This window comes from Paractinoplanes ovalisporus, assembly GCF_016834655.1.
GTDB lineage: Bacteria > Actinomycetota > Actinomycetes > Mycobacteriales > Micromonosporaceae > Actinoplanes > Actinoplanes ovalisporus.
This window is the reverse complement of record NZ_JAENHP010000003.1, coordinates 384,475-407,526: the sequence shown is the minus strand read 5'-3', so window position 1 is coordinate 407,526 and position 23,052 is coordinate 384,475. Positions and strand designations below refer to the sequence as shown.

General features: G+C 72.2%; 32 protein-coding genes and 1 pseudogene. 13 read left to right on the top strand and 20 right to left on the bottom strand.

The window, feature by feature from the left end; all coding sequences use genetic code 11:
* The first annotated feature begins 142 nt into the window (after positions 1-142).
* On the top strand, positions 143-436 hold the full coding sequence (locus JIG36_RS12150) for a hypothetical protein (RefSeq protein WP_203376207.1): 294 nt from the start codon (positions 143-145) through the stop codon (positions 434-436).
* A 7-nt stretch (positions 437-443) separates the two neighbouring features.
* Here the strand turns inward: JIG36_RS12150 and JIG36_RS12145 are convergent, their stop codons facing one another.
* The gene (locus tag JIG36_RS12145; protein WP_203376206.1) at positions 444-896 is read right to left on the bottom strand and encodes a hypothetical protein; all 453 of its coding nucleotides are present in this window, start codon (positions 894-896) and stop codon (positions 444-446) included.
* Positions 863-1,147 (bottom strand): hypothetical protein, encoded by a 285-nt coding sequence (locus JIG36_RS12140; protein WP_203376205.1) that lies wholly within the window; start codon positions 1,145-1,147, stop codon positions 863-865. Before JIG36_RS12140 ends, JIG36_RS12145 begins: the two co-directional genes overlap by 34 nt.
* 147 nt (positions 1,148-1,294) lie before the next feature.
* On the opposite strand from JIG36_RS12140, the gene JIG36_RS12135 reads away from it, so the two are divergent.
* Positions 1,295-2,977: a SulP family inorganic anion transporter gene (locus tag JIG36_RS12135; protein WP_203376204.1), complete on the top strand. Its 1,683-nt coding sequence runs from the start codon at positions 1,295-1,297 to the stop codon at positions 2,975-2,977.
* Positions 2,978-2,982: 5 nt separating this feature from the next.
* On the opposite strand, the gene JIG36_RS12130 is transcribed toward JIG36_RS12135, so the two are convergent.
* The 4 genes from JIG36_RS12130 to JIG36_RS12115 form a co-directional block, all read right to left on the bottom strand.
* Entirely contained in the window at positions 2,983-3,981 is a 999-nt protein-coding gene (locus JIG36_RS12130) for an Acg family FMN-binding oxidoreductase (protein ID WP_203376203.1), read from the bottom strand.
* Between the two features lie 88 nt (positions 3,982-4,069).
* Entirely contained in the window at positions 4,070-4,396 is a 327-nt protein-coding gene (locus JIG36_RS12125) for a hypothetical protein (protein ID WP_203376202.1), read from the bottom strand.
* Positions 4,393-4,917: a flavodoxin domain-containing protein gene (locus JIG36_RS12120; RefSeq protein ID WP_203376201.1), complete on the bottom strand. Its 525-nt coding sequence runs from the start codon at positions 4,915-4,917 to the stop codon at positions 4,393-4,395. Before JIG36_RS12120 ends, JIG36_RS12125 begins: the two co-directional genes overlap by 4 nt.
* A 15-nt stretch (positions 4,918-4,932) precedes the next feature.
* Positions 4,933-5,841 (bottom strand): universal stress protein, encoded by a 909-nt coding sequence (locus JIG36_RS12115; protein ID WP_203376200.1) that lies wholly within the window; start codon positions 5,839-5,841, stop codon positions 4,933-4,935.
* 172 nt (positions 5,842-6,013) lie between these two features.
* On the opposite strand from JIG36_RS12115, the gene JIG36_RS12110 reads away from it, so the two are divergent.
* Both JIG36_RS12110 and JIG36_RS12105 read left to right on the top strand, forming a co-directional pair.
* A complete protein-coding gene (locus JIG36_RS12110; RefSeq protein ID WP_203376199.1) occupies positions 6,014-6,649 on the top strand; it encodes a sigma-70 family RNA polymerase sigma factor in 636 nt (211 codons plus the stop codon).
* Positions 6,625-7,095 carry a peptidoglycan-binding domain-containing protein gene (locus tag JIG36_RS12105; protein WP_307872682.1) on the top strand — a complete coding sequence of 157 codons (471 nt, stop codon included), beginning with the start codon at positions 6,625-6,627 and terminating at the stop codon, positions 7,093-7,095. Before JIG36_RS12110 ends, JIG36_RS12105 begins: the two co-directional genes overlap by 25 nt.
* 10 nt (positions 7,096-7,105) lie before the next feature.
* Here the strand turns inward: JIG36_RS12105 and JIG36_RS12100 are convergent, their stop codons facing one another.
* A complete protein-coding gene (locus tag JIG36_RS12100; RefSeq protein ID WP_203376197.1) occupies positions 7,106-7,411 on the bottom strand; it encodes a hypothetical protein in 306 nt (101 codons plus the stop codon).
* A gap of 154 nt (positions 7,412-7,565) precedes the next feature.
* Between JIG36_RS12100 and JIG36_RS12095 the strand changes: the two genes are divergently transcribed.
* The 4 genes and pseudogenes from JIG36_RS12095 (at position 7,566) to JIG36_RS12080 (ending at position 9,958) form a co-directional block, all read left to right on the top strand.
* On the top strand, positions 7,566-8,324 hold the full coding sequence (locus JIG36_RS12095) for an SDR family oxidoreductase (RefSeq protein WP_203376196.1): 759 nt from the start codon (positions 7,566-7,568) through the stop codon (positions 8,322-8,324).
* A gap of 26 nt (positions 8,325-8,350) precedes the next feature.
* Positions 8,351-8,494, top strand: a pseudogene (locus tag JIG36_RS12090) (ATP-binding cassette domain-containing protein); the annotation flags it as partial.
* Between the two features lie 17 nt (positions 8,495-8,511).
* A complete protein-coding gene (locus JIG36_RS12085) occupies positions 8,512-8,682 on the top strand; it encodes a hypothetical protein (RefSeq protein WP_203376195.1) in 171 nt (56 codons plus the stop codon).
* 802 nt (positions 8,683-9,484) lie between these two features.
* Positions 9,485-9,958, top strand: coding sequence for a nitroreductase family deazaflavin-dependent oxidoreductase (locus JIG36_RS12080; protein WP_307872681.1), 474 nt, complete (start codon positions 9,485-9,487; stop codon positions 9,956-9,958).
* Between the two features lie 137 nt (positions 9,959-10,095).
* Here JIG36_RS12080 and JIG36_RS12075 read toward each other — a convergent pair whose 3' ends face one another.
* Positions 10,096-10,599 (bottom strand): hypothetical protein, encoded by a 504-nt coding sequence (locus tag JIG36_RS12075; protein WP_203376194.1) that lies wholly within the window; start codon positions 10,597-10,599, stop codon positions 10,096-10,098.
* A 142-nt stretch (positions 10,600-10,741) separates the two neighbouring features.
* Positions 10,742-11,233, bottom strand: coding sequence for a DUF1003 domain-containing protein (locus JIG36_RS12070; protein WP_203376193.1), 492 nt, complete (start codon positions 11,231-11,233; stop codon positions 10,742-10,744).
* A 132-nt stretch (positions 11,234-11,365) separates the two neighbouring features.
* Between JIG36_RS12070 and JIG36_RS12065 the strand changes: the two genes are divergently transcribed.
* On the top strand, positions 11,366-11,590 hold the full coding sequence (locus JIG36_RS12065) for a hypothetical protein (protein WP_203376192.1): 225 nt from the start codon (positions 11,366-11,368) through the stop codon (positions 11,588-11,590).
* Positions 11,591-11,737: 147 nt separating this feature from the next.
* Here JIG36_RS12065 and JIG36_RS12060 read toward each other — a convergent pair whose 3' ends face one another.
* From JIG36_RS12060 to JIG36_RS54635, 5 genes are all read right to left on the bottom strand, one after another.
* The gene (locus JIG36_RS12060) at positions 11,738-14,287 is read right to left on the bottom strand and encodes an ABC transporter permease (RefSeq protein WP_203376191.1); all 2,550 of its coding nucleotides are present in this window, start codon (positions 14,285-14,287) and stop codon (positions 11,738-11,740) included.
* Positions 14,284-15,063: an ABC transporter ATP-binding protein gene (locus JIG36_RS12055; protein WP_203376190.1), complete on the bottom strand. Its 780-nt coding sequence runs from the start codon at positions 15,061-15,063 to the stop codon at positions 14,284-14,286. Before JIG36_RS12055 ends, JIG36_RS12060 begins: the two co-directional genes overlap by 4 nt.
* A 119-nt stretch (positions 15,064-15,182) precedes the next feature.
* A complete protein-coding gene (locus JIG36_RS12050; RefSeq protein ID WP_203376679.1) occupies positions 15,183-15,632 on the bottom strand; it encodes an FMN-binding protein in 450 nt (149 codons plus the stop codon).
* Positions 15,633-15,649: 17 nt separating this feature from the next.
* A complete protein-coding gene (locus JIG36_RS51835) occupies positions 15,650-15,979 on the bottom strand; it encodes a ferric reductase-like transmembrane domain-containing protein (RefSeq protein WP_369076876.1) in 330 nt (109 codons plus the stop codon).
* The gene (locus JIG36_RS54635; protein ID WP_369076875.1) at positions 15,924-16,373 is read right to left on the bottom strand and encodes a hypothetical protein; all 450 of its coding nucleotides are present in this window, start codon (positions 16,371-16,373) and stop codon (positions 15,924-15,926) included. The genes JIG36_RS51835 and JIG36_RS54635 overlap by 56 nt, the downstream gene beginning before the upstream one ends.
* On the opposite strand from JIG36_RS54635, the gene JIG36_RS51830 reads away from it, so the two are divergent.
* Entirely contained in the window at positions 16,314-16,517 is a 204-nt protein-coding gene (locus JIG36_RS51830) for a hypothetical protein (RefSeq protein WP_236046662.1), read from the top strand. The genes JIG36_RS54635 and JIG36_RS51830 overlap by 60 nt on opposite strands.
* Here the strand turns inward: JIG36_RS51830 and JIG36_RS12040 are convergent.
* Positions 16,486-17,706 (bottom strand): sensor histidine kinase, encoded by a 1,221-nt coding sequence (locus JIG36_RS12040; RefSeq protein WP_203376189.1) that lies wholly within the window; start codon positions 17,704-17,706, stop codon positions 16,486-16,488. The genes JIG36_RS51830 and JIG36_RS12040 overlap by 32 nt on opposite strands.
* Positions 17,703-18,383 (bottom strand): response regulator transcription factor, encoded by a 681-nt coding sequence (locus JIG36_RS12035; RefSeq protein ID WP_203376188.1) that lies wholly within the window; start codon positions 18,381-18,383, stop codon positions 17,703-17,705. Before JIG36_RS12035 ends, JIG36_RS12040 begins: the two co-directional genes overlap by 4 nt.
* Positions 18,384-18,472: 89 nt before the next feature.
* Here JIG36_RS12035 and JIG36_RS12030 point away from each other — a divergent pair, with 89 nt between their 5' ends.
* Positions 18,473-18,982 carry a DUF2231 domain-containing protein gene (locus JIG36_RS12030; RefSeq protein WP_203376187.1) on the top strand — a complete coding sequence of 170 codons (510 nt, stop codon included), beginning with the start codon at positions 18,473-18,475 and terminating at the stop codon, positions 18,980-18,982.
* 23 nt (positions 18,983-19,005) lie between these two features.
* Here JIG36_RS12030 and JIG36_RS12025 read toward each other — a convergent pair whose 3' ends face one another.
* The 3 genes from JIG36_RS12025 to JIG36_RS12015 all read right to left on the bottom strand — a co-directional run bounded on the left by JIG36_RS12025 (position 19,006) and on the right by JIG36_RS12015 (position 21,343).
* The gene (locus JIG36_RS12025; RefSeq protein ID WP_203376186.1) at positions 19,006-20,454 is read right to left on the bottom strand and encodes a hypothetical protein; all 1,449 of its coding nucleotides are present in this window, start codon (positions 20,452-20,454) and stop codon (positions 19,006-19,008) included.
* 117 nt (positions 20,455-20,571) lie between these two features.
* The gene (locus JIG36_RS12020; protein ID WP_203376185.1) at positions 20,572-20,952 is read right to left on the bottom strand and encodes a hypothetical protein; all 381 of its coding nucleotides are present in this window, start codon (positions 20,950-20,952) and stop codon (positions 20,572-20,574) included.
* A gap of 91 nt (positions 20,953-21,043) precedes the next feature.
* Positions 21,044-21,343: a putative quinol monooxygenase gene (locus tag JIG36_RS12015; protein ID WP_203376184.1), complete on the bottom strand. Its 300-nt coding sequence runs from the start codon at positions 21,341-21,343 to the stop codon at positions 21,044-21,046.
* 37 nt (positions 21,344-21,380) lie between these two features.
* Here JIG36_RS12015 and JIG36_RS12010 point away from each other — a divergent pair, with 37 nt between their 5' ends.
* Complete coding sequence (locus JIG36_RS12010) at positions 21,381-21,749, top strand: hypothetical protein (protein ID WP_203376183.1); 369 nt, start codon at positions 21,381-21,383, stop codon at positions 21,747-21,749.
* 63 nt (positions 21,750-21,812) lie between these two features.
* Entirely contained in the window at positions 21,813-21,965 is a 153-nt protein-coding gene (locus JIG36_RS12005; protein WP_203376182.1) for a hypothetical protein, read from the top strand.
* An 11-nt stretch (positions 21,966-21,976) separates the two neighbouring features.
* On the opposite strand, the gene JIG36_RS12000 is transcribed toward JIG36_RS12005, so the two are convergent.
* Entirely contained in the window at positions 21,977-23,038 is a 1,062-nt protein-coding gene (locus tag JIG36_RS12000) for a GGDEF domain-containing protein (RefSeq protein WP_203376181.1), read from the bottom strand.
* Between the last annotated feature and the right edge of the window lie 14 nt (positions 23,039-23,052).

The window sequence follows — 23,052 nt, the reverse complement described above, 5'->3', positions numbered from 1 at the left end:
GGTGGGGTGCGGCCACCGGGCAGGGCCGAAGGTCGCCGGCGGTGGTCCTCGTGGCCCGGGCCCAAGGCCGTCGGCGCACAGGACGAAGGTCCCTGTCGATCAATGAGGGCGCCGTCGAGCATGAGCCTGGGAGGTGTTCAAGATGCTGGCTCCGATGGCGATCGTGGTGGTCATCAGCGTGATCTGCATACTGGCCGGCCTGTTCGGGCCCGACCTGGTCGTCAAGGCGCGGCGGCGCAGACCCGTCCGGGTCGAGACCAGGCCCGTCGTGGCGGGCAGCGAGCCGGGAACCCTGGAGGGTGTGCTCGTGGCCGAGCTGATCTCCGGCGAGATAACCGCGACGCAGTACCGCCGGCTGGTCGAGGGGCTCGCCGTCCGCGACGACGACCGTAACCCGCTGTCGGTCCCGCCCGACCTGGGTTCCGCGGACGCCTGACCGCGGGTCAGCCCGCGTGCACATGCGGGCGGGCGCCCGGATCGGGTTCGTGGCGGCGCAGGATCTCCCGTGTCACCGGGGCCAGTTCGCCCTGGCCGGACAACAGGTAGCGCAGGTAGTTGAGGGCCGGGTTGCCCTCGCTCCAGCGGAAGTAGATGTGCGGACGGTGCCCGGTCCGGTCCCGGATGTTCAGCAACAACGCTGCCAGCGCGTTGGGCACGGCCGGGCTCCGCAGCGTCAGCACCCGGTAGCGGTGATGCCGCACCAGGCCGTGCACCAGCAGATCACCCTCGAAGTCGGACGGATCGGTGATCGTGACCTCGATGAACGTGACGTCGGCGTCACCGGGCAGGTCGTTGTCGGCCGACGTCCTGGTCAACGCGCCGTGATATTCCGGCTCGTCACCCGTGACCGGCTCGTGCGCGATCAGTCGCAGGGTGCGGCGCGAGCAGTCCCGCACGAAGCGTTCGGGGCGCCGAGCAGCGTGACCGCCACGAGCACCGCAGTCGCCAGCGGTGACAGCGCGCCCGCGGCCAGGGCCGCTATGCCAGGTTGGTAGCCCAGCGTGGAGAAGTAGTCCACGCCGGTCAGGCACATCACTTTCCACCAGGGCCGGCCCGTCGGCGCGGGCTCGCCGTCACCCGTGCCCGCCGGGTCCGACATCAGCCAGTCGCGCAGCGCACCGGGTCGGCGCCCGCCCAGGATGGTCATGCCGTCTCCTCTGTCGCCTCTCCTCGCAGCGTGGCCGCGCAAGGGGCCGGCGGTCAGGGGCCGGAGGTCCCGACCCGGCGGGCGCAACGTCCGGCCTGGGACCTTCGGCCCTGTCCGGGCGGACGGGGCGCGGGCGAGTCTGGGGCGATGGTGCTGCCCGGGCTCGCACCCCTGCGCAACTATCAGCGACAGTGGTGGCGTGGTGACCTCCTGGCCGGCGCGACCGTGGCGGCCTACCTGGTGCCTCAGGTGCTGGCGTACGCCACGCTGGCCGGCCTGCCGCCGGTGACCGGTCTGTGGGCGAGCCTGCCCGCGCTCGCGGCGTACGCCCTGCTCGGCACGTCGCGGTTGCTGTCGGCCGGGCCCGAGTCGACCACCGCGATCATGACGGCTGCGGTGGTCGGCCCGATGGCCGCCGGTGATCCGCGCCGCTACGCCGGGCTGGCCGCCGCCCTGGCTCTCGTCGTCGGGGTGCTGTGCCTGCTGAGCCGGTTGCTGCGGCTCGGCTTCGTGGCCGACCTGCTGTCACGGCCCGTTCTGGTCGGCTACCTGGCCGGGGTCGCCCTGATCATGATGGTGAGCCAGCTCGGCAAACTCACCGGGGTCGGCGTGCACGGGGAGACGTTCGCCGCCCAGCTGTTCTCCTTCGGCGCCGGGCTCGCGTCGGCCGACCTGCCCACGACCGTCCTGGCCGCGGCCGTGCTCGTTTTCCTGTTCGTCCTGCGACGTTGGGTGCCACAGGCGCCCGGGCCGTTGCTGGCCGTGCTCGCGGCCACCGCCGTGACGGCGTTCGCCGGCCTGCAGGAGCACGGCATCCAAGTCGCCGGGGAGATCCCCTCCGGTTTCCCAGCTCCCGTCCTGCCGGACCCGGAGCTGCTGCCCGGCCTGGTCTGGCCGGCCCTCGGCGTCCTGCTGGTGGGATACACCGACACCATCCTGACCGCCCGGTCGTTCGCCGGCCGCACCGGTGAGCGGATCGACCCCAACCAGGAACTGGTCGCGCTCGGTGTGGCCAACCTCGGCGCCGGGCTGCTGCGCGGGCTGCCGGTCAGCAGCAGCGGCAGCCGGACCGCCCTGGCCGACGCCGCCGGCGGGCGCACCCAGCTGTCCTCGCTGATCACGCTGGTCACCGTGGCCGCGACCCTGGTGTTCCTCGGACCAGTGCTGGCGCTGTTCCCGGCGGCGGCGCTCGGCGCGCTCGTCGTGTACGCCGCCGTCCGGCTGATCGACGTGGCGGGCTTCCGGCGCCTCGCCCGTTTCCGTCGCAGCGAGCTGACGCTGGCCCTGGCCGCGATGGGCGGGGTGCTGGTGCTGGACATCCTCTACGGCGTCCTGCTCGCGGTCGGCCTGTCGGTGGCCGAGATGCTGACCCGGGTGGCCCGGCCCCACGACGCGGTCGAGGGGCTGGTCCCCGGGCTGGCCGGCATGCACGACGTCGACGACTATCCCCAGGCGCACACCGTCCCCGGCCTGGTCGTCTACCGCTACGACTCGCCGCTGTTCTTCGCCAACGCGGACGACTTCCACCGTCGTGCTCTGGCCGCGCTGGAGTCGCAGCCCGCGCCGGTGCGCTGGTTCGTGCTCAACACCGAGGCCAACGTCGAGGTCGACATCACCGCCCTGGACGCCGTGGAGAAGCTGCGTCAGGACCTCGTACGGCGTGGCGTCGTGCCGGCGCTGGCCCGGGTCAAGCAGGACCTGCTGGTCGACCTGGAGGCGTTCGGCCTGGTCGACCGGATCGGCGCCGACCGCATCTTCCCGACGTTGCCCACCGCCGTGGCCGCCTACGAGAAGTGGCTGGACGGCCGGGGCGAGGCCCCGGCCCGGTGACGCCGTCACTCCTCGATGCGGATGACCTGGTCCGGCGTACGCCGGGGGGACGGCGGGACGGTTTCGGCCGACTCGACGTAGCCCAGCCGGACGATCAGATATGGCTCGCCGACGCCGGAAAGGATGCGGCCCAGCAGGGTGCGGGGCCACGCCACTTCCACCGCCTCACTGATCGGCGCGGTGGACAAGCCCTCGACGGTGGCCCGCAGGAGCAGGGCGGACATGGCCTCGCCGCCGCGCAGCAGATCGACCGGCCGGTCCGTGGTGCCGAAAATGACGACGTAGGCGGCGCCCTCGTCGTGGTCGGCCCCGGCGAGCAGTCCGGGCGAGCCGTCGGGCAGGAAGTTGCGGGCGGGCACGCGGCGCAGGCTGGGCTCGACCGCCGTGTTCGGCGGCACGCCGTCGCCGGTCCAGGCCGGCCGGTGGGTCCACGCGGTCAGTTCGGTGCGGTGGGCCGGGTCGAAGTAGTTGGCGTCGGCGGCCAGGTCGACCGAGATCGCCAGTTCGGGCACCCGGTCGTCCGGCACCACGTGCAGATAGGCGCCCTCGGCCTCGACGAGCCGGCGCAGCACGATCAGGGTCTGCTCGTCGACCGGCCGGTCGCCGAAGGCACGCCGGTCGGTGCGGCGCCGGCTGATCGCGTCGGCCAGCGCCCGGACGTCGGGGTCGGCGTCGGCGTGGCCGGCGATGCGGATCCGGGCCAGCAGGTCCGGGCGCTTGTCGTCCGGCAACCGCCGCACCTCGGCGTGCCAGCCGGCGGCGGCCAGCGCGACCCGGGCGTGGTGCAGGGCCCCGCCACAGCTGAGCAGCAGCAGACGGCCTTCGGCGTCGGTGACACCGAGCCGGCGGCTGGGGTCGGACCACAGTTCCAGCACGTCCCCGGCGAGACGCCAGCTCCAGGGCTGGCTGTTGAACACCGACGGGGCCCGGAGCGAGACCCGGGCCGCCAGTTCCAGAGCGTCGCGCGCCTCGGCGCGGGTCACGTCGTGTGCGGGCTGGGTCATCGGTACCACCTCCGGAGTCCTCGGATCCTCACGGTCGCAGGACGCCGAGGTGCCGGGTCAGGGCCGAAAGACCCGATCCGGGCGGGACTCACCGCAGCGTGTACCGGGTCTTCTCGGTCTCGTGGCAGCGGCGGCACCGGTGGATCTGCGGCGCGTCGAACTCGGTGTTCGCATAGAGCCACGGCCCCCAGACGTGCTGGGTGCGGGTCTGCGTGGTGCCGCAGCGCGTACAGCGCCGCATCTGCTCGCACCGGTCGGGCGCGAGGTAGGCGAACGCGCCCCACGTGTGCTGGACGACCTCGTCGTTCCTCCCGCATCCGGTGCAGACCCGCGTGCTCTCGCACCGGGCGCCCGGGTGCGACCACGGCCCCGAGTGGAGCCCGGCCGCGCACAACGACCTCCGGAGCACATTCACAACGGCTCCTCACGTTCGCGACGGCGGGCCAGGATGTCGGCGGCGACACCCCGGGCCCACCCACGGACCCTCTCCGGGTTGCGGAAGTCTCCGGCGTGACCCTCGCGGGCCATCAGCCGGGCGAGATGGCCCAGCCAGCCGTGCGCCTCGGAGGTCATCCGTCCGCCGAAGGTGACGTGTTCTCGGGCGGGCAGGTCCCGCAGGGCGGCCGCCGCGTGCGGGACCGGATCCAGCGGGCCCTCGTCGGCCGAACGGTCGAGCGGCCCGCTGCTGAACAGCCACACCGGGCGGTCGGTGAACCGGCCCGCGAAGCGCTGGACGAACCGGCGCGCGTCGAGATGCCAGCCGTACGCGTACAGGGACGAACCGAGCACGACGGCGTCGTAGATGGCCACGTCGCCGACCTCGCGTATCGGCGTCAGATGCACCCGCAGGCCCGCGTCGCGCAACTCCTCGGCGATCCACTGGGCGATCTCGGCCGTGCCGCCGCCGGTCGTCCCGTACGCCACCAGCACATCCATGATCTCTCCCGGGTATCAGCCGACCAGGAACACCGGGCAGTGCGCGTGCTGGACCACGGAGCGGCTCACCGAGCCGAGCGGTCCGGCGGGCAGGCCGCCGGGCCCACGCCGGCCGATGACCAGGGCGGCGGCGCCGCTGGACGCCTCGACCAGGGCCTGGGCGGGATCTTCGGCGACGTAACGCCAGCGCATCCGTACGCCGTCCGATGCCTCGACCCGGTCGGGGCGTGGCGTGCGGCACGCGTGCAGCAGCACCAGGTCGCTACCGCGCAGGCGGGCCTCGCGGTGGGCGAACCCCACGGTCTCGCTGTCGTCGCCGTCGACCCCGGCGACGACCGGCCGCGCGGCGACGCCCGGTCCCGGCGGCCAGCCGGGCACCCGCACCACCAGCACGGCCCCGGTGTGATCGGCCGCGACCCGGTCACCGACGCTGATCCCGAACACCGCGCCCGGGGTGCCGTGCCGGTGACCCACCACGACCAGACCGGCGTCGCGCGCCGCCACCAGCAGCAGAGGCGCGGGCGAGCCGGTGACCAGCCGGCTGGTGACCGCGACCGCGGGTGCGCAGGCGTGCACGCGCTCGATCATCCGCTCCATCAGGCGTGCGCCGGCCTCCCGGCCGGACGCGCGAAGGCCGGTCGGGCGCTGAGCGTGCACCAGCCGCAGGTCCCAGCCGCGCAGCTGGGCCTCGATGGCCGCATGGTCGACGGCGATGTAGCTCGCCGGGCTGTCGTCCACCCCGGCGATGACCAGCCCGGTGCGGGACGCGACCGGCTTGGCCGCGGGGCCCGCCGTCCGCTCCGGGCTGTAGCTGGCCATGCTCAGATAGCGGTCGACCATGTCGCTGTAGCGGGTGCCGCCGGCGCCGGACGTGTGCGGTCGGCGGGCTTCCTGTTCCGTACGCAGCTTGTCGAGATCACTCATGGCGGCCTCCCCGGACCGATCTCCTCCTCCCATCACAGCCCACACCGGCGTGGGCGGACAGGGCCGTTGGTCCCGACGCCGTGCCGTCAGGGCTTTCGCCCCTGTCGCACGCGGCGCCGCAGCGCTTGGCTGGACGAGAGCGGATCGGTGGACGTACGCGAGGGGTGCCACCATGAGCCTGGTCGTGACACGTTCCGACAAGCCAGTCGACGAGAACGGCGTCGAGGCGTTGCTGATCGAGCTGGCCGGGCAGGCGCCCGGCGGGTCCGGCCACGACGAGGTACGCCGCCGTGCGATCGAACTCGCGTTGCCCCTCGCCGCTCGTGTTGCCGCGCGATACCGGTTCCGCGGCGTGCCCGACGAGGACCTGCGGCAGGTGGCTGCCCTGGGCCTGGTCCAGGCGATCGACGGTTACCGGCCCGGCGCCGGGCCCGGGTTCGTCGCCTATGCCGTGCCGACCATGCTGGGTTCCCTCCGGCATTACTTCCGCGACCTGGCCTGGGGTGTCCGGCCGCCGCGGACGCTGCTCGACCTTCGGCCGACCGTGGCCGTGGCTGAGGAGATGCTCACGCAACGGCTGCGCCGGGCCCCGGGCGACACCGACATCGCGGCAGAGCTCGGTGTCGCCGCGTCCGACGTCGGTGCGGTGACCCAGGCCGAGATCGCGCGGACGGTCGGCCTGTCGCAGATGCACGTCTCCCGCCTGCTCGGCGAGGCTCTGTGCCTTCTGCGCCGGTACGTCGCGCGACCCGGCCCGGCCGGGTCCGGCGGTACAGAGAAGGGATGGGCCGTGCCATGGGCGAGCTGAAGCCGTGGCCGCGAACGATCAGCGGCCGAAGAGATCATCCGGTTGCCACTCTGCAGCATCTGCTCCAGGCTCGAGGCTGCGCTGTGGTCGTGGACGGCATCTTCGGCCCCGCAACCGAGTCGGCGCTCCGTCGCTTTCAGCGGGCCCACGGCCTCTTGGCCGACGGCGTCGCTGGTCCCCGGACGTGGCGCGCGTTGATCGTCACGGTCCGCCGGGGTGACCGGGGCGACGCGGTGCGCGCCGTCCAGGAGGAATTCCAGTGCCGCAGTCTGTGTGGTGGCGCCTCCGAATGTGGAACGGTCGACGGTGTGTTCGGTCCGTGCACCGAGGAGGCCGTCCGCAGGTTCCAGACCGCAGTTCGCGTGGATGTGCCGTCCGTCGCCGTCGACGGCGTCTCGGGCCCGATCACCTGGCAGGCACTGGTCGGCGGCATGGCGTCCCCGTGACGATGGGTCGTCACGCCTTGCCGGCGTCGCGGCCGGTCTCGGGCGGCACCCGCAGCGGGTGGCGGTCGTTGTCGTCGGCGGCCAGGCGTTCCATAGTGGCCCGGTACTGCGCGGAGCTGATCTGCCGCTGGAACAGGCCGGTGACGACGCTGCCCTCCAGAGTGCTCGGTTCAGCGGCCGGCGCGGCCATGGTCGCGGCCGTCCTTTCGTGCGCCTTGCGCCGCACCCGCGCGTCCCAGCTGTCGCGGACGACGGGCCACAGGCCGAGCAACACGAGCCCGATGAATACGGAACTGACCAGAATCATCGCCATCATCGCCGGCACCTCCTCGGCTGGTTGAACGCTATCGACGCTCGCTGCGTCGCGACAGGACCGATGGACCGTTGCCGGTGGGCCGTCCGGCCCTGCCCGGGCCGGACGGCCGTAACGACCCTGGTGTCAGGAGATCAGCCGAGACGAGGGGTGGGTCATGGGCGAGTCACGCTACGAGGGCCGGGTGGCACTGGTGACCGGGGCCGGGTCGGGCATCGGGCAGGCGGTGGCCGTGCGGCTGGCGGGCGAGGGCGCCTTCGTGGTGGCCTGTGACCTCGACGCCGACGGCCTGTCGGCCACCCAGAAGGCGATCGCCGAGGCGGGCGGTCAGGCGAGCACGGTCGTCGGTGATGTGTGCATGCCGGCTGACGTCGAGCGGATGGTGGCGGCCCGGCCCGGCGAACGGATCGACCTGCTGGCCAACGTCGCCGGGGTGATGGACCACTTCCGGCCGGTGACCGAGCTCGACGACGACATGTGGCACCACGTGATGGCCGTCAACGTCACCGGACCGATGCGCCTGTGCCGGGCGGTTCTGCCCCTGATGCGGGCGGCTGGGCGCGGCGCGATCGTCAACGTCTCGTCCATCGGCGGGCTGACCGGCGCGGTTGCCGGCACCGCGTACGTGAGCTCCAAGCACGCCCTGATCGGCCTGACCCGTTCGACCGCTGTGCTGTACGCCGACGACGGCGTCCGGTCCAACGTCGTGTGCCCGGGCGGCGTGGCAACCAACATCGGGCGTACCGCCACCCCCGAGGTGCCGTGGGCGTTCGAGCGTCTGCAGAAGTCGTTCGCCCGCACCACCAGGACGGCCGAGCCGGACGAGATTGCCGCCCTCGTCGCGTGGCTCGGCTCCGATGAGGCGGTCAACGTCAACGGGGCAGTCGTCACGTCGGACGGCGGTTTCACCGCCTGAGGGTCGTAGCGGGACGAGGAGATGCCATGAGCGAGGCCATCACAGCGGCGGGACTGGTCAAGAGGTTCGGCCGGGTACACGCGCTCGACGGGCTCGACCTGAGCGTGCGTACCGCGGAGGTGCACGGCTTCCTCGGGCCCAACGGCGCCGGCAAGACCACCACCATCCGCTGGGCTGGGTGATCGGCATGGCGACGGCCGGTCTGACCATGGGCGGCGCCGTGCAGGGCATCAGCGACGCCGGCGATCTCAGCCCCCGCATGCTCGAGCAGCCCCATCAAGGCGATGCCCGCGCTGACGTGCCGCTGCGAGACGCCGTCCCGGCGCAGCCGCTCCGGCACGGGCAGCGCCGCCGGTAGCCGCGGCAGCAGGTAGCGGCTGCTGCTCCGCATCGTCCACAGCTCCTCGAGGTCGCTGAGCGCCCAGGTCCCGAACAGCCCGGCGGCCACCTTCGTCATCCGTGTCGTCATGGTGGCAGTCTGTGCCGACCGGACGCGGCGGGCCAGGGTCGCAGGACCCGTCCCTGACCACCCGGTGTACCGCACGCAAGCGAACAGGCGACGTCCCCTGCCGTCGCGAGGCGACCTTCCGGACCTGTTGTCGATACAGAGGTGTGGGGAGGCGCTCATGCCAGACTGTTCGCCACCGACTTGGTCCGGGCGTATGGGACGCCGTTTCAGAAGGCTCCTTATCCCGGAGGCCTACTGGTAGACGACGCGGAATACCGGATAGCGGTCCACGATTGCTTCTATGTCGTCGCGGGCGGGGTCCTCGCCGTGCCAATGAGTTCGCAGGAGAGGCACCCGGCGCGCCTTCCCGGAGGTACGCCCGCGGACCGCCAGCGTCACGGCATCCCGCGGAGCCAGACCCATCGAGGTCAAGGGCACACCGAGCCGGTTGAGACGCCGGTACCACGCCGCGGGCGGCCGGTAATCTGTGTGAGCGGAGTAGTCCTGGGGTTTCACGGCTCGCCTCCATGACCGCGGCCACCCGATTCAGTCCTCACGCTCTCATCGGCGAGTACGCCCCGCGCAGAGGCGAAGATCCTGCCAACTACCCGACCCAGGATTTCCCGGACGGACTCGCTGACGATTTGCTGGAGTCAGCCTGCCCTCGTTGCGTCCCGGCCGGGTGGAGGCTCGCGATGTGTTTTGATGTGCCGTGCGTTTGAGCGAATGGATCGTCCGGCTGGGTCACCACCGATGGTTCGCCGCCACCGGGCGGTTCCTGATGCCCCTCGACCGGCGGTTGATCCGGCTCACCAAGGGGCGGCTCTCGGTCACCGGATGGCGGACGGCGCCGCCGACGCTGCTGCTGACGACGCGTGGGCGCCGCAGCGGCCGGCTTCGTGAGCGGCCGCTGCTGTACGCGCGCGACGGGGACGCGTACATCGTGATGGGGTCGAACTGGGGCCAGGCCCAGCACCCGGCCTGGTCGGGCAACCTGCTGGCCGACCCCGCGGGGCAGGTCACGGTCGCCGGTGAGACCTTCGCCGTGCACGCCGCGCTGGTGGAGGGCCCGGAACGGGACCGGCTGTGGCCCCTGCTGCTGCGGGTGTGGCCCGCCTACCGCGAGTACGACGCCCGGTCCGGCCGTGAGCTGCGGGTCTTCCGGCTCACGCGCCGGTCGCTCTGACTCCGGGCAGCACCCTCGATCACATCCACCGGGCCGGACGACCGGCTCGATCGGTGGTGTCGGACGGCCTCGAGGCCGCCCCGCGGCACGGCGTTTCGCGCCTTTACAGGAGCGTCGCCCCGGACCTTCAGCGTCCTTCACGCCGGCGGAGTCGCTCGTACCGACCTGGAAGCGCGCCGGTACCGCATGAAGGCAAGATAGCTCTGGGCCTGTCGCTCGTTCTTCTCCTGCGACCGGCGCAGCGATTGGGCCTCGCCGGTGAGCCGCCATCGCCACAGGGCCGTCTTCTCGAGATCGCGGTCCGTCATCCTGCGGTACCGCGGGTCTTTGGCGCCGGCCAGTACCCGTACGCGGCGAAGCTCGCGGTCCAGTCCCGCCTGCCACCGCGCCTGCGCGCGCTCGGCCTTGTCCAGGCCCGACCGCGCACGTTCGTTCCACGTCACGTCGCAGTGCCGGTAGCCGAGGGGGATCGGCAGGGGCCAGTACTCGGGATCAGCTCCGGCCGGCGCGACCAGGAAACCGGCACACGGCACGACGCCGTCCGGCCCGGCCAGGGGACAAGCGCCGGCCGCCGACGGCCCGCGACATACGCGGACGAGCAGGCCGGTGTCCGGGTCCAGTATGTGAATGGTCCTGGTCATGGCGCGGCCCTCCTCGACGTCGAAGACTCCTGTCCCCAGTTGGCCATCGCCGCGTTTGGTCCGCCAGGTGCGAGATGCCTCCCTCGACGGGCTTTGAGACCCGGAACGCCGTCGGCTGCAGCAGGCGCTCACCCTGCGCGCCTCATGAAGGATGCTCCCGCGACCGTACGTCGTGCGCGATGGCGGTCAGCGCTGCCTGGACGGCCGGGCCGCTGTCGCGCACACATGCGCAGGAGTCGCCGTGGGTGTCGCGATGCCAGGCGATCAGGTACTGCAGGGCGAGCTGATTGACCTGGTAGTCGTGTTCGGCCTTGACCCGGTCGGTGTCGGCCTGCCGGTTCTGGCTGAGCAGGATCAGCGGTGCCGCATACGCGGCCTGGGTCGAGAACAACAGGTTGAGCAGGATGAACGGGTAAGGATCCCAATGCCGGAAGAAGGCGACGGCATTGAGGAGGATCCAGGACGAGACGATGGCTGTCTGGACGACGATGAAGTTCCAGGAACCGAACGCCGCGGTGACCGAATCGGCCAGGCGCTGACCGAAGCTGCGACGGTCGTGCCGGAACTGATTGGCCGGGTGCAGGCTGTGGCCGTAGCGGTCGCGCACCGGCCCGCCCGGCACGGAAGCGTTCATCCCGTCAGCATCGCGGGGTGGCCGGGGCCGCGCGCAGAGCCGGTGGGCCGGCCCGGACGGGACCTCCGGCCCGCCCGGTGACCTGAGGGCAGCCACCACACTGGAGGCGACTGCCACGATGAGGAGTCGGCCATGAAGGATTCGGCGACCTGCGTCATCGACCCGTCGCGCCCGTGCGGGGCCTGTCTTGCCGCCGGGCCATGGCAATGCCCGTACCTCTATCTGCTCGACCCCAGCGAACTCGCTCTCGTCGGCGGGCACGCCGGCACGGAGCTGCCAGACGTAAGGGAGGAGACGGGCGTGGCACTCAGCGAACCGGGGGTAGCGGTCACCCACAACCCCAAACAGGAGGCTTGAAGCCCGACCACGGCCGGCCGCCGATCCGAGGGTGGCGACCCCGGACGAGCACGCCGACCGGATGGCCGGGTGGACCCGGTGCTGCCGCTTGCCGGGCCGGGCGACATCGTCCGGGTGGAGGCGGTCATCGAGACCTGACAAGCGGGCTCACTCGTACGCGACTGCGGTCAGCACGTTGAGCCGGGCGGCCCGGATCGCGGGAGCGATGCTGGCGACGGTGCCGATGACGACGCCCAAAGCGAGGTACGCGCCCATCTGCGCCCAGGGCAACCCGAGCGCCGTGATGCCCTGATCGTGCAGACCCTGCACCGCGGCGGCCCCGAGAGCCACACCGGCCGCCACGCCGAGCAGCGCTCCGAAGAGCGAGATGATCACACTTTCCACCGCGATCATCTCGACCAGCTGGGCGCGGCGCAGGCCGATGGCCCGCAGCAGGCCGAGTTCCCGGGTGCGCTCGATGACCGACAGGGCCAGGGTGTTGATGATGCCGAGCACCGCGACGATGATCGCCATCGTCATGAGGATCTGCACCATGCCGCGCAGCGAGTCGAGGGCGCTGGTCTGCTGGCGGACGTAGCCGCTGCGGTCCGACACGGTCGCCTCGGGGCTGTCGGTCAGCAACCCGGCGATACGCGCCTTGACCGCCGGCACCGAAGCCCCCGGCCGAACCTTGATCAGGCCCGTGCTGGGGTCGGCGCCGCGGAAATTCCTGCTCTCGGCGGCGCCGGTCAGCCAGCCGGACAACCCGGACTCCCGGGCGTAGATGCCGGTGACGGTGAACTGCCGGGGCCCACCCTTGGTCAACTGCACCCACAGGTGGTCGCCGACGTGCTGGCCGGTGTTGCGGGCGGTCGTGTCGTCGATCAGGAACTGTCCGGCGCCGAGACCGTCCAGCGTGCCGGCGGTGGCCCGCAGGCCGAACAGCGACCGCATGACCGTGCTGTCGGTGACGGCGCCGATCGGTGTCTGGCTGCCGTCGACGACGCCGACGTCGGTCGTGAACCCGAGCACCGTCTCGACCTCCGGCATCCGCCGGACCTGATCGAGCACGGCGCCGTCGAAGGTCGGCGGCAACGGTCCGGTCTGCTCCCCGGCGATGATGAGATCCACTTTGATCCGATTACCGAGGGCCTGATCGAAGCTGCGGGTGACCGACGTGAGGATCACACCGATGCCGACGACCAGGCTGATGCCGACCATGAGGGCGGCTGCCGTGATCGCCGTCCGGCGCGGCTGGCGGGCGGAGTTGCGCTCGCCCAGCCGGCCCGGCGTCCAGAACGCGACCGGGGCGCCGAGCGCCGCGACGACCGGACGGACCAGAACCGGCATCAGCAGGGCGATCCCGATCAGCACGAGCAGCACCCCACCCAGCAGGGCGACGAGTGGCTCGGCGGGACCGGCGTGGCCGGTCAGACCGGCGGCCAGCAGCGCGGCGCCGGCGATCGTGGCGGCGAGGCCGGCCACGGTGATCCGGCCCAGCCGGGTCTTGCCGGTGCTCGACTCGCGCAGCGCGGCGACGGGCGGGATCCGGGCCGCGCGCAGGGCCGGTCCCAGCGCGGCCAGCATGGTCACCCCGATGCCGACGCCGAGGCCGGCCAGAATCGCCGACGGCGGAACGGAGGTCGGCGCAAGCTCCACGCCGCCACCGAAGGCGGTGGCGGACCACCACGCCAGCAGGCGTCCGGTGCCGACTCCGAGCAGGAGGCCCGCGACCGACGACACCAGCCCCACCACGAACGCCTCGGCCTCGACCGAGCCGACCACCTGGGCCCGGCTCGCTCCCAGGGCGCGCAGCAGGGCCAGCTCCCGCAGGCGCTGCGCCACGATGATGGAGAAGGTGTTGAGGATCAGGAAGACGCCGACGAACAGCGCGACGGCGGCGAACCCGAGCAGGATGTAGTTGAAGAACTTCAGGCCCTGGTCGACGGCGTCGCCGGCCTGGCGTGACAGCTCGGCGGCGGTCTGCACGCGGTACGCCGGTCCAAGCACGCCCGCGACCGCAGCGCGCAGCTGCTCGGGGCTCACGCCGTCCTTCGCGACCAGGTCGACCGAAGTCAGCACGTCCGGCTCACCCACCAGCAGCCGCTGGGCGGCCGGCAGCGTGAAGGCCACGATCGTCTCCCCGGCCAGCGAGTCCCGGTTGCCGCTGTAACCGAAGACGCCGACCACCGTGAACGTGCGCCGCGGGGCGCGGGTCAGCACGCCGATCCGGTCGCCGACCGTGTAGCCGGTGGCTTTGGCCAGGCCCGCGTTGATGGCGATCTCGTTGTCGGCGGCCGGGCCGCGTCCGGCGCGCAGCCGGACGAAGCCGTCCTCGCCGGTCCAGTTCAGACCGATCCGCGGGGCGCCGAACGAGGTGACCACCTTGCCGTCACGGCCGACCACCCGGGCGCCGTCCTGCGTCGAGACGTTGCCGGTGGCCCGGGCCACCTGGGGCAGCGCCCGGAGCCGCTGCGCCAGCGACGCGGGCATGGTCGCCGGGGCGGCCAGATAGCCGGTGTTCACCTTCGGCGGCACGGACACCGACACGTCCATGTAGTCGTACGCGACGTCGAACATGGCGCTGTAGGAGCGGCTGAGGGTGTCGGTGAGGACCATCGAGCCGCTTACTGCGAGGACACCCAGCAGGACGGCGAGCCCGGACATCAGCAGCCGGAGTTTGTGGGCCAGCAGGCCCTTGAGCGTGGCGCGGATCATGTCCGGCTCCCGGCCCGTGCGGCGCTGTCGAGGCGGGCGAGGTGTTCGAGCACCCGTTCGGCGGTGGGTTCCCGCAGTTCGCTGACGATCCGGCCGTCGCGCAGGAAGACGACCCGGTCGGCGTACGCGGCGGCGTGTGCGTCGTGCGTGACCAGCACGACGGTCTGCCCCTGGCGGTGCACCGCGTCGCGCAGCAGCCGCAGGATCTCCGTTCCGGACCGGGAGTCGAGGTTGCCGGTCGGCTCGTCGGCGAAGATGACGTCGGGCCGGCTCAGGATCGCCCGGGCGCAGGCGACCCGTTGCTGCTGGCCGCCGGAGAGCTGGGCCGGGCGGTGCTCGAGCCGGTCGCCGAGCTCCATCGCGGCGACCACCTCGTCGAACCACGCCGGGTCGGGCTTGCGCCCGGCGATGGCCAGCGGCAGCACGATGTTCTCGCGTGCGCTCAACGTCGGCAGCAGATTGAACTGCTGGAAGACGAAGCCGACCTGGCGGCGGCGGAGCCGGGTCAGCCGGGCGTCGGACAACCCGGTCACCCGTGTCCCACCGATCCAGACCTCGCCGCTGGTCACCGCGTCGAGCCCGGCCAGGCAGTGCAGCAAGGTGGACTTGCCGGAGCCGGAGGGGCCCATGACCGCGGTGAGCTGCCGCGCGTCGACCGTGAGATGCACGTCGTCCAGGGCCACGACCTGAGCGTCGCCCGCCCCGAAGACCTTGCCGACCCGCATCGCGCGCACCGCCGGAACCGCGGGTGCCTGTGCTGTCGCCTCGCCGGCCATCGTGACTCCTCCCACCGGTTTTCTCCACCGTCGAGCCTTGGCCGCGGGGCGGGCCCGGCGACACGGCACAACGGCCCCCGAGGCGACGGTCGAACGTCCCCAGCCGGCGGGCCCGCTGGTCAGCGCAGGTGGGCGGCGTCCAGGGCCGACTGCAGCGACCGCCGGTAGCCGTCGCTGGTCACCGTCGCGCCGGAGACGGCGTCGATGTCCGCGCTCTGTGCCCGCAGCGTCTCCTGCACCAGGGCGGGCAGCGCGTACGCGTTGATCTCCTGATCGTGCGGGTTGTCGTCGGAGAAGACGGGCACCCGCACGCTCGCGATCCGGCCGGCAGTGACCGTGATCGTGACCTGCACGTCGCCCCACTCGGTGGAGGCGGTGCCGCCGGTGTAGGTCCTGGTGGTGGCTCGGCCACTCGGCGACTTCGAGGCCGGCGGCGGTGTGGTGGCCGGTGTGGTCGCCACGGCCACCGGGCCGGATGTGCCGCCGCCCGCGCCGGTGCTCGTGCGATAGCTGAGCAGCAACACCAGCGCCGCGACGGTGGAGAAGAGCCAGAAAGTGATGCGCCGCATGACCGGGTGTCCCTTCGTCACCAGGAGAACTGCTCGGTGTGCAACCGTCCGGCCGGGGTGCCGGCCGCCCGCGCGGCGTCCCGGGCCGCCGACGCCCACGCGTCGGGTCCGCAGATGAAGACGTGCGACCGGGCGACGTACGGGGCGATCTGCCGCAGGGCGTCGGCGTCGGAGTGGCCGGCATAGTGGGCAGGCAGCCACGAAACCCGGTCGGCCCGTCCGCCGGTCAGGAACACCAGTCGGACGCCTCGGTGCGCGGCGTACCACTCGAGCTCGCCGCGGAACGCGATCTCAGCCTCGCAGCGCACCCGGTAGACGAGGGTGGCCTGGCCCGGCCCGTACGGCATCTCGCCGAGCAGGGCCAGCAGCGGGGTCACGCCGATCCCGCAGGCCAGCATCACGACCGGCCCGCCGGCGTAGCTCTCGCCGGTGAGTTTCCCGTACGGGCCCTCGATCAGCACCCGGGTGCCGGGCCGCAGCGCCGGCGACCCGTCCGCTGGCGTCGCCGAGGTTCTTCACCGTGATCCGCAGGTGCTGCCCCCGCGGGTCGGCCGACAGGGAGTTCCGGATCATGGCCCAGAGTTCGGCGACCGCACCCGTTCCGGACGTTCCCCCGTAGCCCAGCGTGATCAGCCCGATGTGCCCGATCATCAGCCAGAACGAGACGAAGCCGGTCCAGCGGTGCCATCGGGCCAGCCGATCCTGGCCGAAGACGCGTTCGGCGAGCGGGATCCGGGCCATCAGCAGCACCTGCAGGAGCAGCAGGTCGGAGGCCCAGAGGCCGAGCAGGCGACCGGTGGCCGCGAGCGCGTTGCCGCCGGTGAGATCCTGCAGGCCGCCGTGGGCGCGCGGGTCATGGCGGAGCCGCCGGAAGCCGTACGGTGAAAGTGGCGCCTTGGCCAGGCTCGCCGGCCGCCTCGATGGTGCCGCCGTGGCCGGTGATGACCTCCCGGGCCAGCGCCAGGCCGAGCCCGAAACGTCGCTGTTCGCCGTGGCCGCGGGCGAAACGGTCGAACAGCCGCTCCGCGTCCGCGGGGTCGAACCCCGTGCCGGTGTCACGCACCGTCAACGTCACGGCGCGGCCCGGGGTTTCACGCAGCTCCACGGTCACCTGGCCGCCGCTCGCCGTATGGCTCAGCGCGTTGTCGACCAGCGCCACCACCACCCGGCGCAGAGCCGCCTCACGGCCTCGCACCAGCGAGGGGCGGTCCGGGTCGGGATCCAGCACCAGCGAAACGCCGTTGTCCATGGCCTTCGCGGCGAACCCGGCCACCGCGCCCGCCGCCACCACCCCCAGGTCGACCTCGGACGCCTCGCTCGCGTCGTGCTCCATGCGGGTCGAGAGCAGCAGATCCTCGATGATCTCGCCGAGCTGACGGGCCCCGGCCAGCAGTTGCTCGACGTCGGCGGCCATCCGGTCCGGCGGCGCCCCGTCGTGCAGGTCCTGGTGCAACAGCTGGGCCCGGGTGTGCAGCTGGGTGACCGGGGTGCGCAGCTCATGACCGGCGTCGGCGACAAAACGTCGTTGCCGGGCCAGGGCCTCACCCAGCGGCCGGGTCGCCCGTCCGGCCAGCAACCACCCGGCGCCGGCCGCGGCGGCCAGACCGATCAGCCCGGCCACGCCGAGTGCGGCCAAGGTGCGGTGCCGTTCCTGTTCCAGCCCGGCCATGCTCGCGACCACCTGGACGGCGCCGGTTCCCCGGGGCTGGGTGACGACCAGATAGTCCGTGCCCGCGCGGTCCACGGAACTTGACGAGGTGGCGCTGCCCGGCTGCGCGCGCTCGAGGGCGTCCAGATCGGGAAAGCCGCTCGGTGCGCCCGCGGTCGACGACAGCCGCCCGTCCCCGTCCCGCACGAACAGCCACATCCCGTACGGGGGATCGACGACGTCCTCGGCGGTGGCGGCCGTCTGCCGCACCGTGGTCTCCAGGACCCGGCGCTGCTCACGGGCCAGGGCGACGGCCGCCACCAGCCCGGCCACCAGCAGGATCAGCGTCACGACAGCGGTGCTCTGCACGGCCGACGTGCGCCGTGCCCGGCTCAGCAGCAACCGGTCCGGGTCGGGCCGGTTCACAGCGCACCCAGCGTGTACCCGGCGCCGCGTACGGTCCGTACCGCGTCCGCGCCGAGTTTGCGCCGCAGGTAGTGCACATAGGTGTCGACCAGCGACTCGGCGGCCGCGTCGGCGAAGACCTGGGTGACGATCTCGGCCCGGCTGAACACCCGGTCGGGCGCCTCGGCCAGCATGCGCAGCAGGTCGGCTTCCCGGCCCGACAGAGCGGTGACGTCACCGGCGGCGTCGGTGACCCGGCGCGACACCAGATCGAACTCGGCCCGGCCGACCGCCACGGTGGCCCGCACCCGGGCCGGGCGACGCAGCAGCACCCGCACCCGGGCCAGCAGCTCGGCGACGTCGAACGGCTTGACCAGGTAGTCCTCGGCGCCGCCGTCGAGCCCGGCCACCCGGTCCTCGACGCTGCCGAGGGCGGTCAGGATCAGCGCGGGCGTGGTCACCGACCGGCGCCGCAGCCGGGCCAGCAGGTCCAAGCCCTCGATCGCCGGGAGCCCGCGGTCGATGACCAGCACGTCGTACGTCCGGGTCAGGCCCCGGTGCAGCCCGGCCTGCCCGTCACGGGCGAGGTCCGCGGCGTATCCCGCCCCGCCGAAGACCCGCAGCAAGAGGTCGCCCAGCTCGCGATCGTCCTCGACCACCAGGGCCCGCGCCGGCACCGGTGTGCTCGTCTCGTCCACGCCTCCACCCTGCCGCGCGCAGATCGGAAAACTCCAAGATTTCCCTCCGTACGCTCGTCCCACGTTTGCCGATTCCCGGAGGGCTCCGCATGTTCACCGTCAACGGGCTGCCCGTACACATCCTGCTCGTGCACGCCGTCGTTGTGCTCCTGCCGCTCAGCGCGCTCGTCCTCGCGGCCACCGCGCTCTGGCCGGCCGTCCGGCGGCGGCTGGCCGGCCCCAACGTGCTGCTCTCGCTCGCGGTGGTCGCGTCGGTGCCGCTGACGACCAGCGCGGGGGAGTGGCTGCAGGCCCGCGTTCCGGCCACGGACCTGGTGCACGAACACGCGGAGCTCGGCGACACCGCCGTCTGGTACGCGATCCCGGTTGCGGTGCTGGCCCTGATCGTCTGGTGGCGTCAGCGCGAGTCACGCTCCACCGTGGAGAACCCGCGCCGCCGTACGTACCTGGCGCCGTTGTCGCCGGTGGTGACCGCGGTCGTGGTCGTCGCGGCGCTCGCCACGGCCGGCGCCGGGGTCTACGGCATGTACCGCATCGGCGACTCCGGCGCCCGGGCCGCGTGGACCGGCAGTTACAGCAGCTCCGCGGTGACACCCTGACCGGGCCGAACGACCGGCGGGCGCTACGACTGGACTTTGCGGACGGCACCGGTGAAGCCGGCGACGAACAGGGCGGCGAAAGCCCACGCCAGCACCTGCAGGAACCAGCCGCCGACCGTCAGCCAGGGTCCGGCCCCGGTAGTGGTGGGCACACAGGATTCGCGAGCGGCGGTCTTCAGCAGCGGTGTCCCCAGGTCGAGGCCGACGCCGACCAGTTCGCTGCCCGTGCACGGCTGGGCCGGCCGGGACACCGTCGCGGCGTGAGCCAGCCCGCCGTGCCGCCCGGCGAACCAGCTCACCGCGACCGACACCGCCACCACGAGCAGCAGCCCCAGAAGCGCCCGCCACGGTTGGTAGCCGTAGCCGAGGGTGAGTTTGGTCAGCCGGTTCCAGGTCCGCTCCCAGCGCCCGATCTGCCGCCGATGAACCCGATCGTCGCGCTGGGCAATCAGGACACGCCGGCACCTGCGGTCGTCCCCGGCGGCACGGTAGGCCCTGGCCAGCTGCTGATAGGGCTGGGCGGCGTAGGTCGACGTCCGGTCGTGTAACAGGCTCTCCCAGTCGGGTCTGACGTCCGGGATACCGGTGTAGGTCAGGCCGTCCAGATCGACCGGCCCGGGATCGCCCGACCTGGCCCGGTTGACGTCGCTGAGATCCAGCTGGAGCCGGCCGCCGACCCGTACATCCGCCAGCACCAGCACGGCGTCACCGGCGCCGGCAGCTTCGAACCCGTCCTCGAGGAACAGGTCCTGATCGACGGTGAGGCCGTCGGCGGTCAGGGCGGGGCCCGACGTGTTCTCCAGGTGCGCGCCGTTCCCGATGAGCTGGCCGCCGATGTGGGCCTCGGTCAGCCGGACCGCGCCGCTGTCGCCCGCCCCGAGGGCAACGAAGCCGCCGGTCAGAATCATCTCTCCGCCGACCCGCAGGCGGTCGGCGTTCAGGGCTGGTCCGGATCTGTTCTCCAGGTGTGCCCCGACGCCGGAGAATTCGCCGGTGATGTGGGCGTCGCAAAGGTTGACCGCACCGTCGGCGTTGTGGGCCCGCACCGTGGCCCTGCGCAGCCTGAGCAGTCTGGCGGCGAGACGTTCGGCGTCGACCGGTGTGTCGTCCGAGCCGGGTGGCTGGCCGATCAGGCATCTGTCCAGGGTCAGGCCGAACAGGGTGGCGTCGCGCAGCAGCAGCCCATCGGGAAGGTAGCAGTTGGTCAGTTCCAGCTCGAGATCGGAGGTCAGGTTCTCCAGGTCGAGCCGCCCGTCGATGCGCACTCCGTGCAGGCGAAGCCTGTGCGAATCAGGTTGTGGGGCGAGAACGCCGCGCACGATGTCCCGCAGCACCCGGGCCCGGACCGTCCGCCGGGCATCCCATGCCTTCATCGAGTCGGCGTCGACCGGGCTGTCACCTGCCAGATTCAGCGGTTCGCCGAGAGTGACGGCCTCGATGAGACGTTGTTCGAGGAGGGATTCGTCGGCCATGCGTCCAGGGTTGTCACCGGCCGGTCGGGCAAGGCAAGGGGCATTGGCCTCACGCATGACGGACTGACCGGCATGTGCGGCCGGCCGGAGAGGTCCGGCCGGCCGCGCCGCTTCTTCTCAGACGCACTTCTGCCGGGTCGCGTACGTCTGACCGCCCGAGGTGTGCAGGTAGCCGGTGATGCAGTTGCCGGGGTTGACGTTGTTCCAGGCGAACGAGTACGTGTTTCCCGCGTACGCCGTGAACCAGCCGTTGTCGTACGAGCCCCACGAGCCGGTCGAGTAGCTGAAGCGGACGGTGACGGCGCTGTTGGCGACCTTCTTGAACCAGATGTTGACGCCGGTCCGGTTGTTGATGTGCTGGATACAGATCTCGTTCGGACCGCTGCCGACGTAGTCGCACGGGTACGGGCTGGCCTGGGCCGGCGCCGCGAACCCGGTCACCACGGCCGCCGTCACGATCGCCGGAACCGCTACCGCACGCTTGACGAGAGAACGCATCGGAAACTCACCCCCATGAATGGAATCGATGGGGGTGACGCTAGGTCGGGACGAGAGCGCCGTCCGTTATCCCGGACGATCCCGGATGCGGTCAGACGCCGAGGCCGCCCGCGACGCGGGTCTCCTGGCTGGTGAACTCGCCGGTCAGCATCGGCATGGCCTGAGCGATGGCGGCGCGGGTCTCCGGCAGCTGCAGCGACGCGTCGTGGGCCTCCTTGGAGTCCCACGCCTCGGTCACCCAGATCGTGACGTCGTCGGACGCGTCGAGACCGACCACGTAGAGGTGGCAGCCGGCCGCCCGCAGCCCGTCGGCGCCGCTGGTCAGGATCGCCGCGACCTCGTCGCGGTGGCCCGGCTTGGTCTTCATCGAACCCAGATATCCGTAGAGCACGACCATGATCCTGGCACGGCTGGGTTAGGTTGGCCCGGTGGAACCCGTGGTTCTCGTGATCGGCCTCGATCCGCACCGGGTGCCCGGCCCGTGGGACCCCACGCCGGTGGCCGAGGGCATCGCGATCGGCATGGCCCGCTTCGCCCAGGCCGGCGTGGGCGCGACCAGCTGCCTGTTCGGCCTCGACGGCAGCGACGACATCGAAGCCGTGGTGACCGCGGCGCTGAGCGAACGCCCCTGGCGGGTGGTCGTCGTGGGCGGCGGCGTCCGCAACGACCTCGAACTGTTCGAACGCGTCATCAACCTGGTGCACCGCCACGCTCCGGCGGCGGCGATCGCGTTCAACAACACCCCCGACGACACGTACGCCGCCGCGGCCCGCTGGCTCCACCCGCCCGCGCCCTGACCGGTCGCCCGGGTCGCACACGGTGTGCGACAGGCACGTCCGCCGCGTCATTTCAATGCGATCATGACGCTGAGACAGCTGGTCATCGTGGTCGTCGCCGGGGGACTGGCCGGCGTGATCTGGCGGGTCACCAACGGTGACCATCTGGCCGGCCTCGTGTCGTTCCCGTTCCTGCTGTTCTGGCTGCACCGCTGGACCGCGCCCGCCCGGTCCTGAGGAAACAGGCCTCAGCTCGTCGAGGCGGCCGAGGCCCGGCGGGCTGATTTTTCGCGGTACATGGCGGCGTCGGCGGCCCGGCTCAGCGCGTCCAGGTCGGCGTCCTCCCCGGCCGCGCGCACCGCCGCGCCGATGCTCACGCCCACCGAAGCGGTCTGGCCGTCCAGGTCGACCGGCTCGCAGATCAGCGCCCGCAACCGGTCGGCCAGGGCGGCCGCGGTCGCGGGGGACGCGTCGGCCAGCACCACCACGAACTCGTCGCCGCCGATGCGGCCGGCCAGGTCGCCCTCGCGCAGGGCCGCGCGCAGGCGGGCCCCGACCGCGCGCAGCACCACGTCGCCGGCCGCGTGGCCCAGGGTGTCGTTGACGGCCTTGAAACCGTTCAGGTCGAGCAGCAACACGGCCATCGCCCGGCCGGTCAGGGCATCGGCGTGCGCGGTCAGGCGGGCCCGGTTGGGCAGGCCGGTCAGCGCGTCGTGGCTGGCCTGGTGGTGCAGCTGGCGCCGGGCCGCGTTGAGCTCGTGGACCTGGCGACCGTACGCGCTGGCCTGGGTGCCGCTGAGGATGGCGATCAGCAGGTGGCTGAGCACGGCCACGCTGAGGTCACCGGGGTTCATGGCCTGATCGCCGTGCACGAGGACCGCCACGCCCAGGATTCCGCTGGTCACCGTCCATGCGAGCAGCGCCCCGGGCAGTTGTTTGCGCAGCGCGGCGGTCAGGATGGCCATCGACAGCAGCGGCCAGACGGTCTGCCCGGCCGCCTGCAGGCTGGCCACCAGCCCGGCGATGGCGATGGTGTCGCTGACGACGCCGAGGGTGCTGAACCGCTCGTAGTGGCGACCGTTCGGGCGGCGCAGGTTGATCACGGCCAGGACGACCGAGAACAGGATCTCGGCGAGGCCGCCGATCGCGGCCAACCGGACCCAGGGCGCGTCGAGCAGCGCGTGCGGCATGCCGATCCACCCCGCCAGGAACAGCGAGACGCACAGCACGCCGCCGAGACGCGTCACCACCGAGTTGGCCTCGATGGTGCGGCGCCGGCGCAGCACCGAAGGGTCGAGTGTCGTTTCCATCCGACTTCGCATCG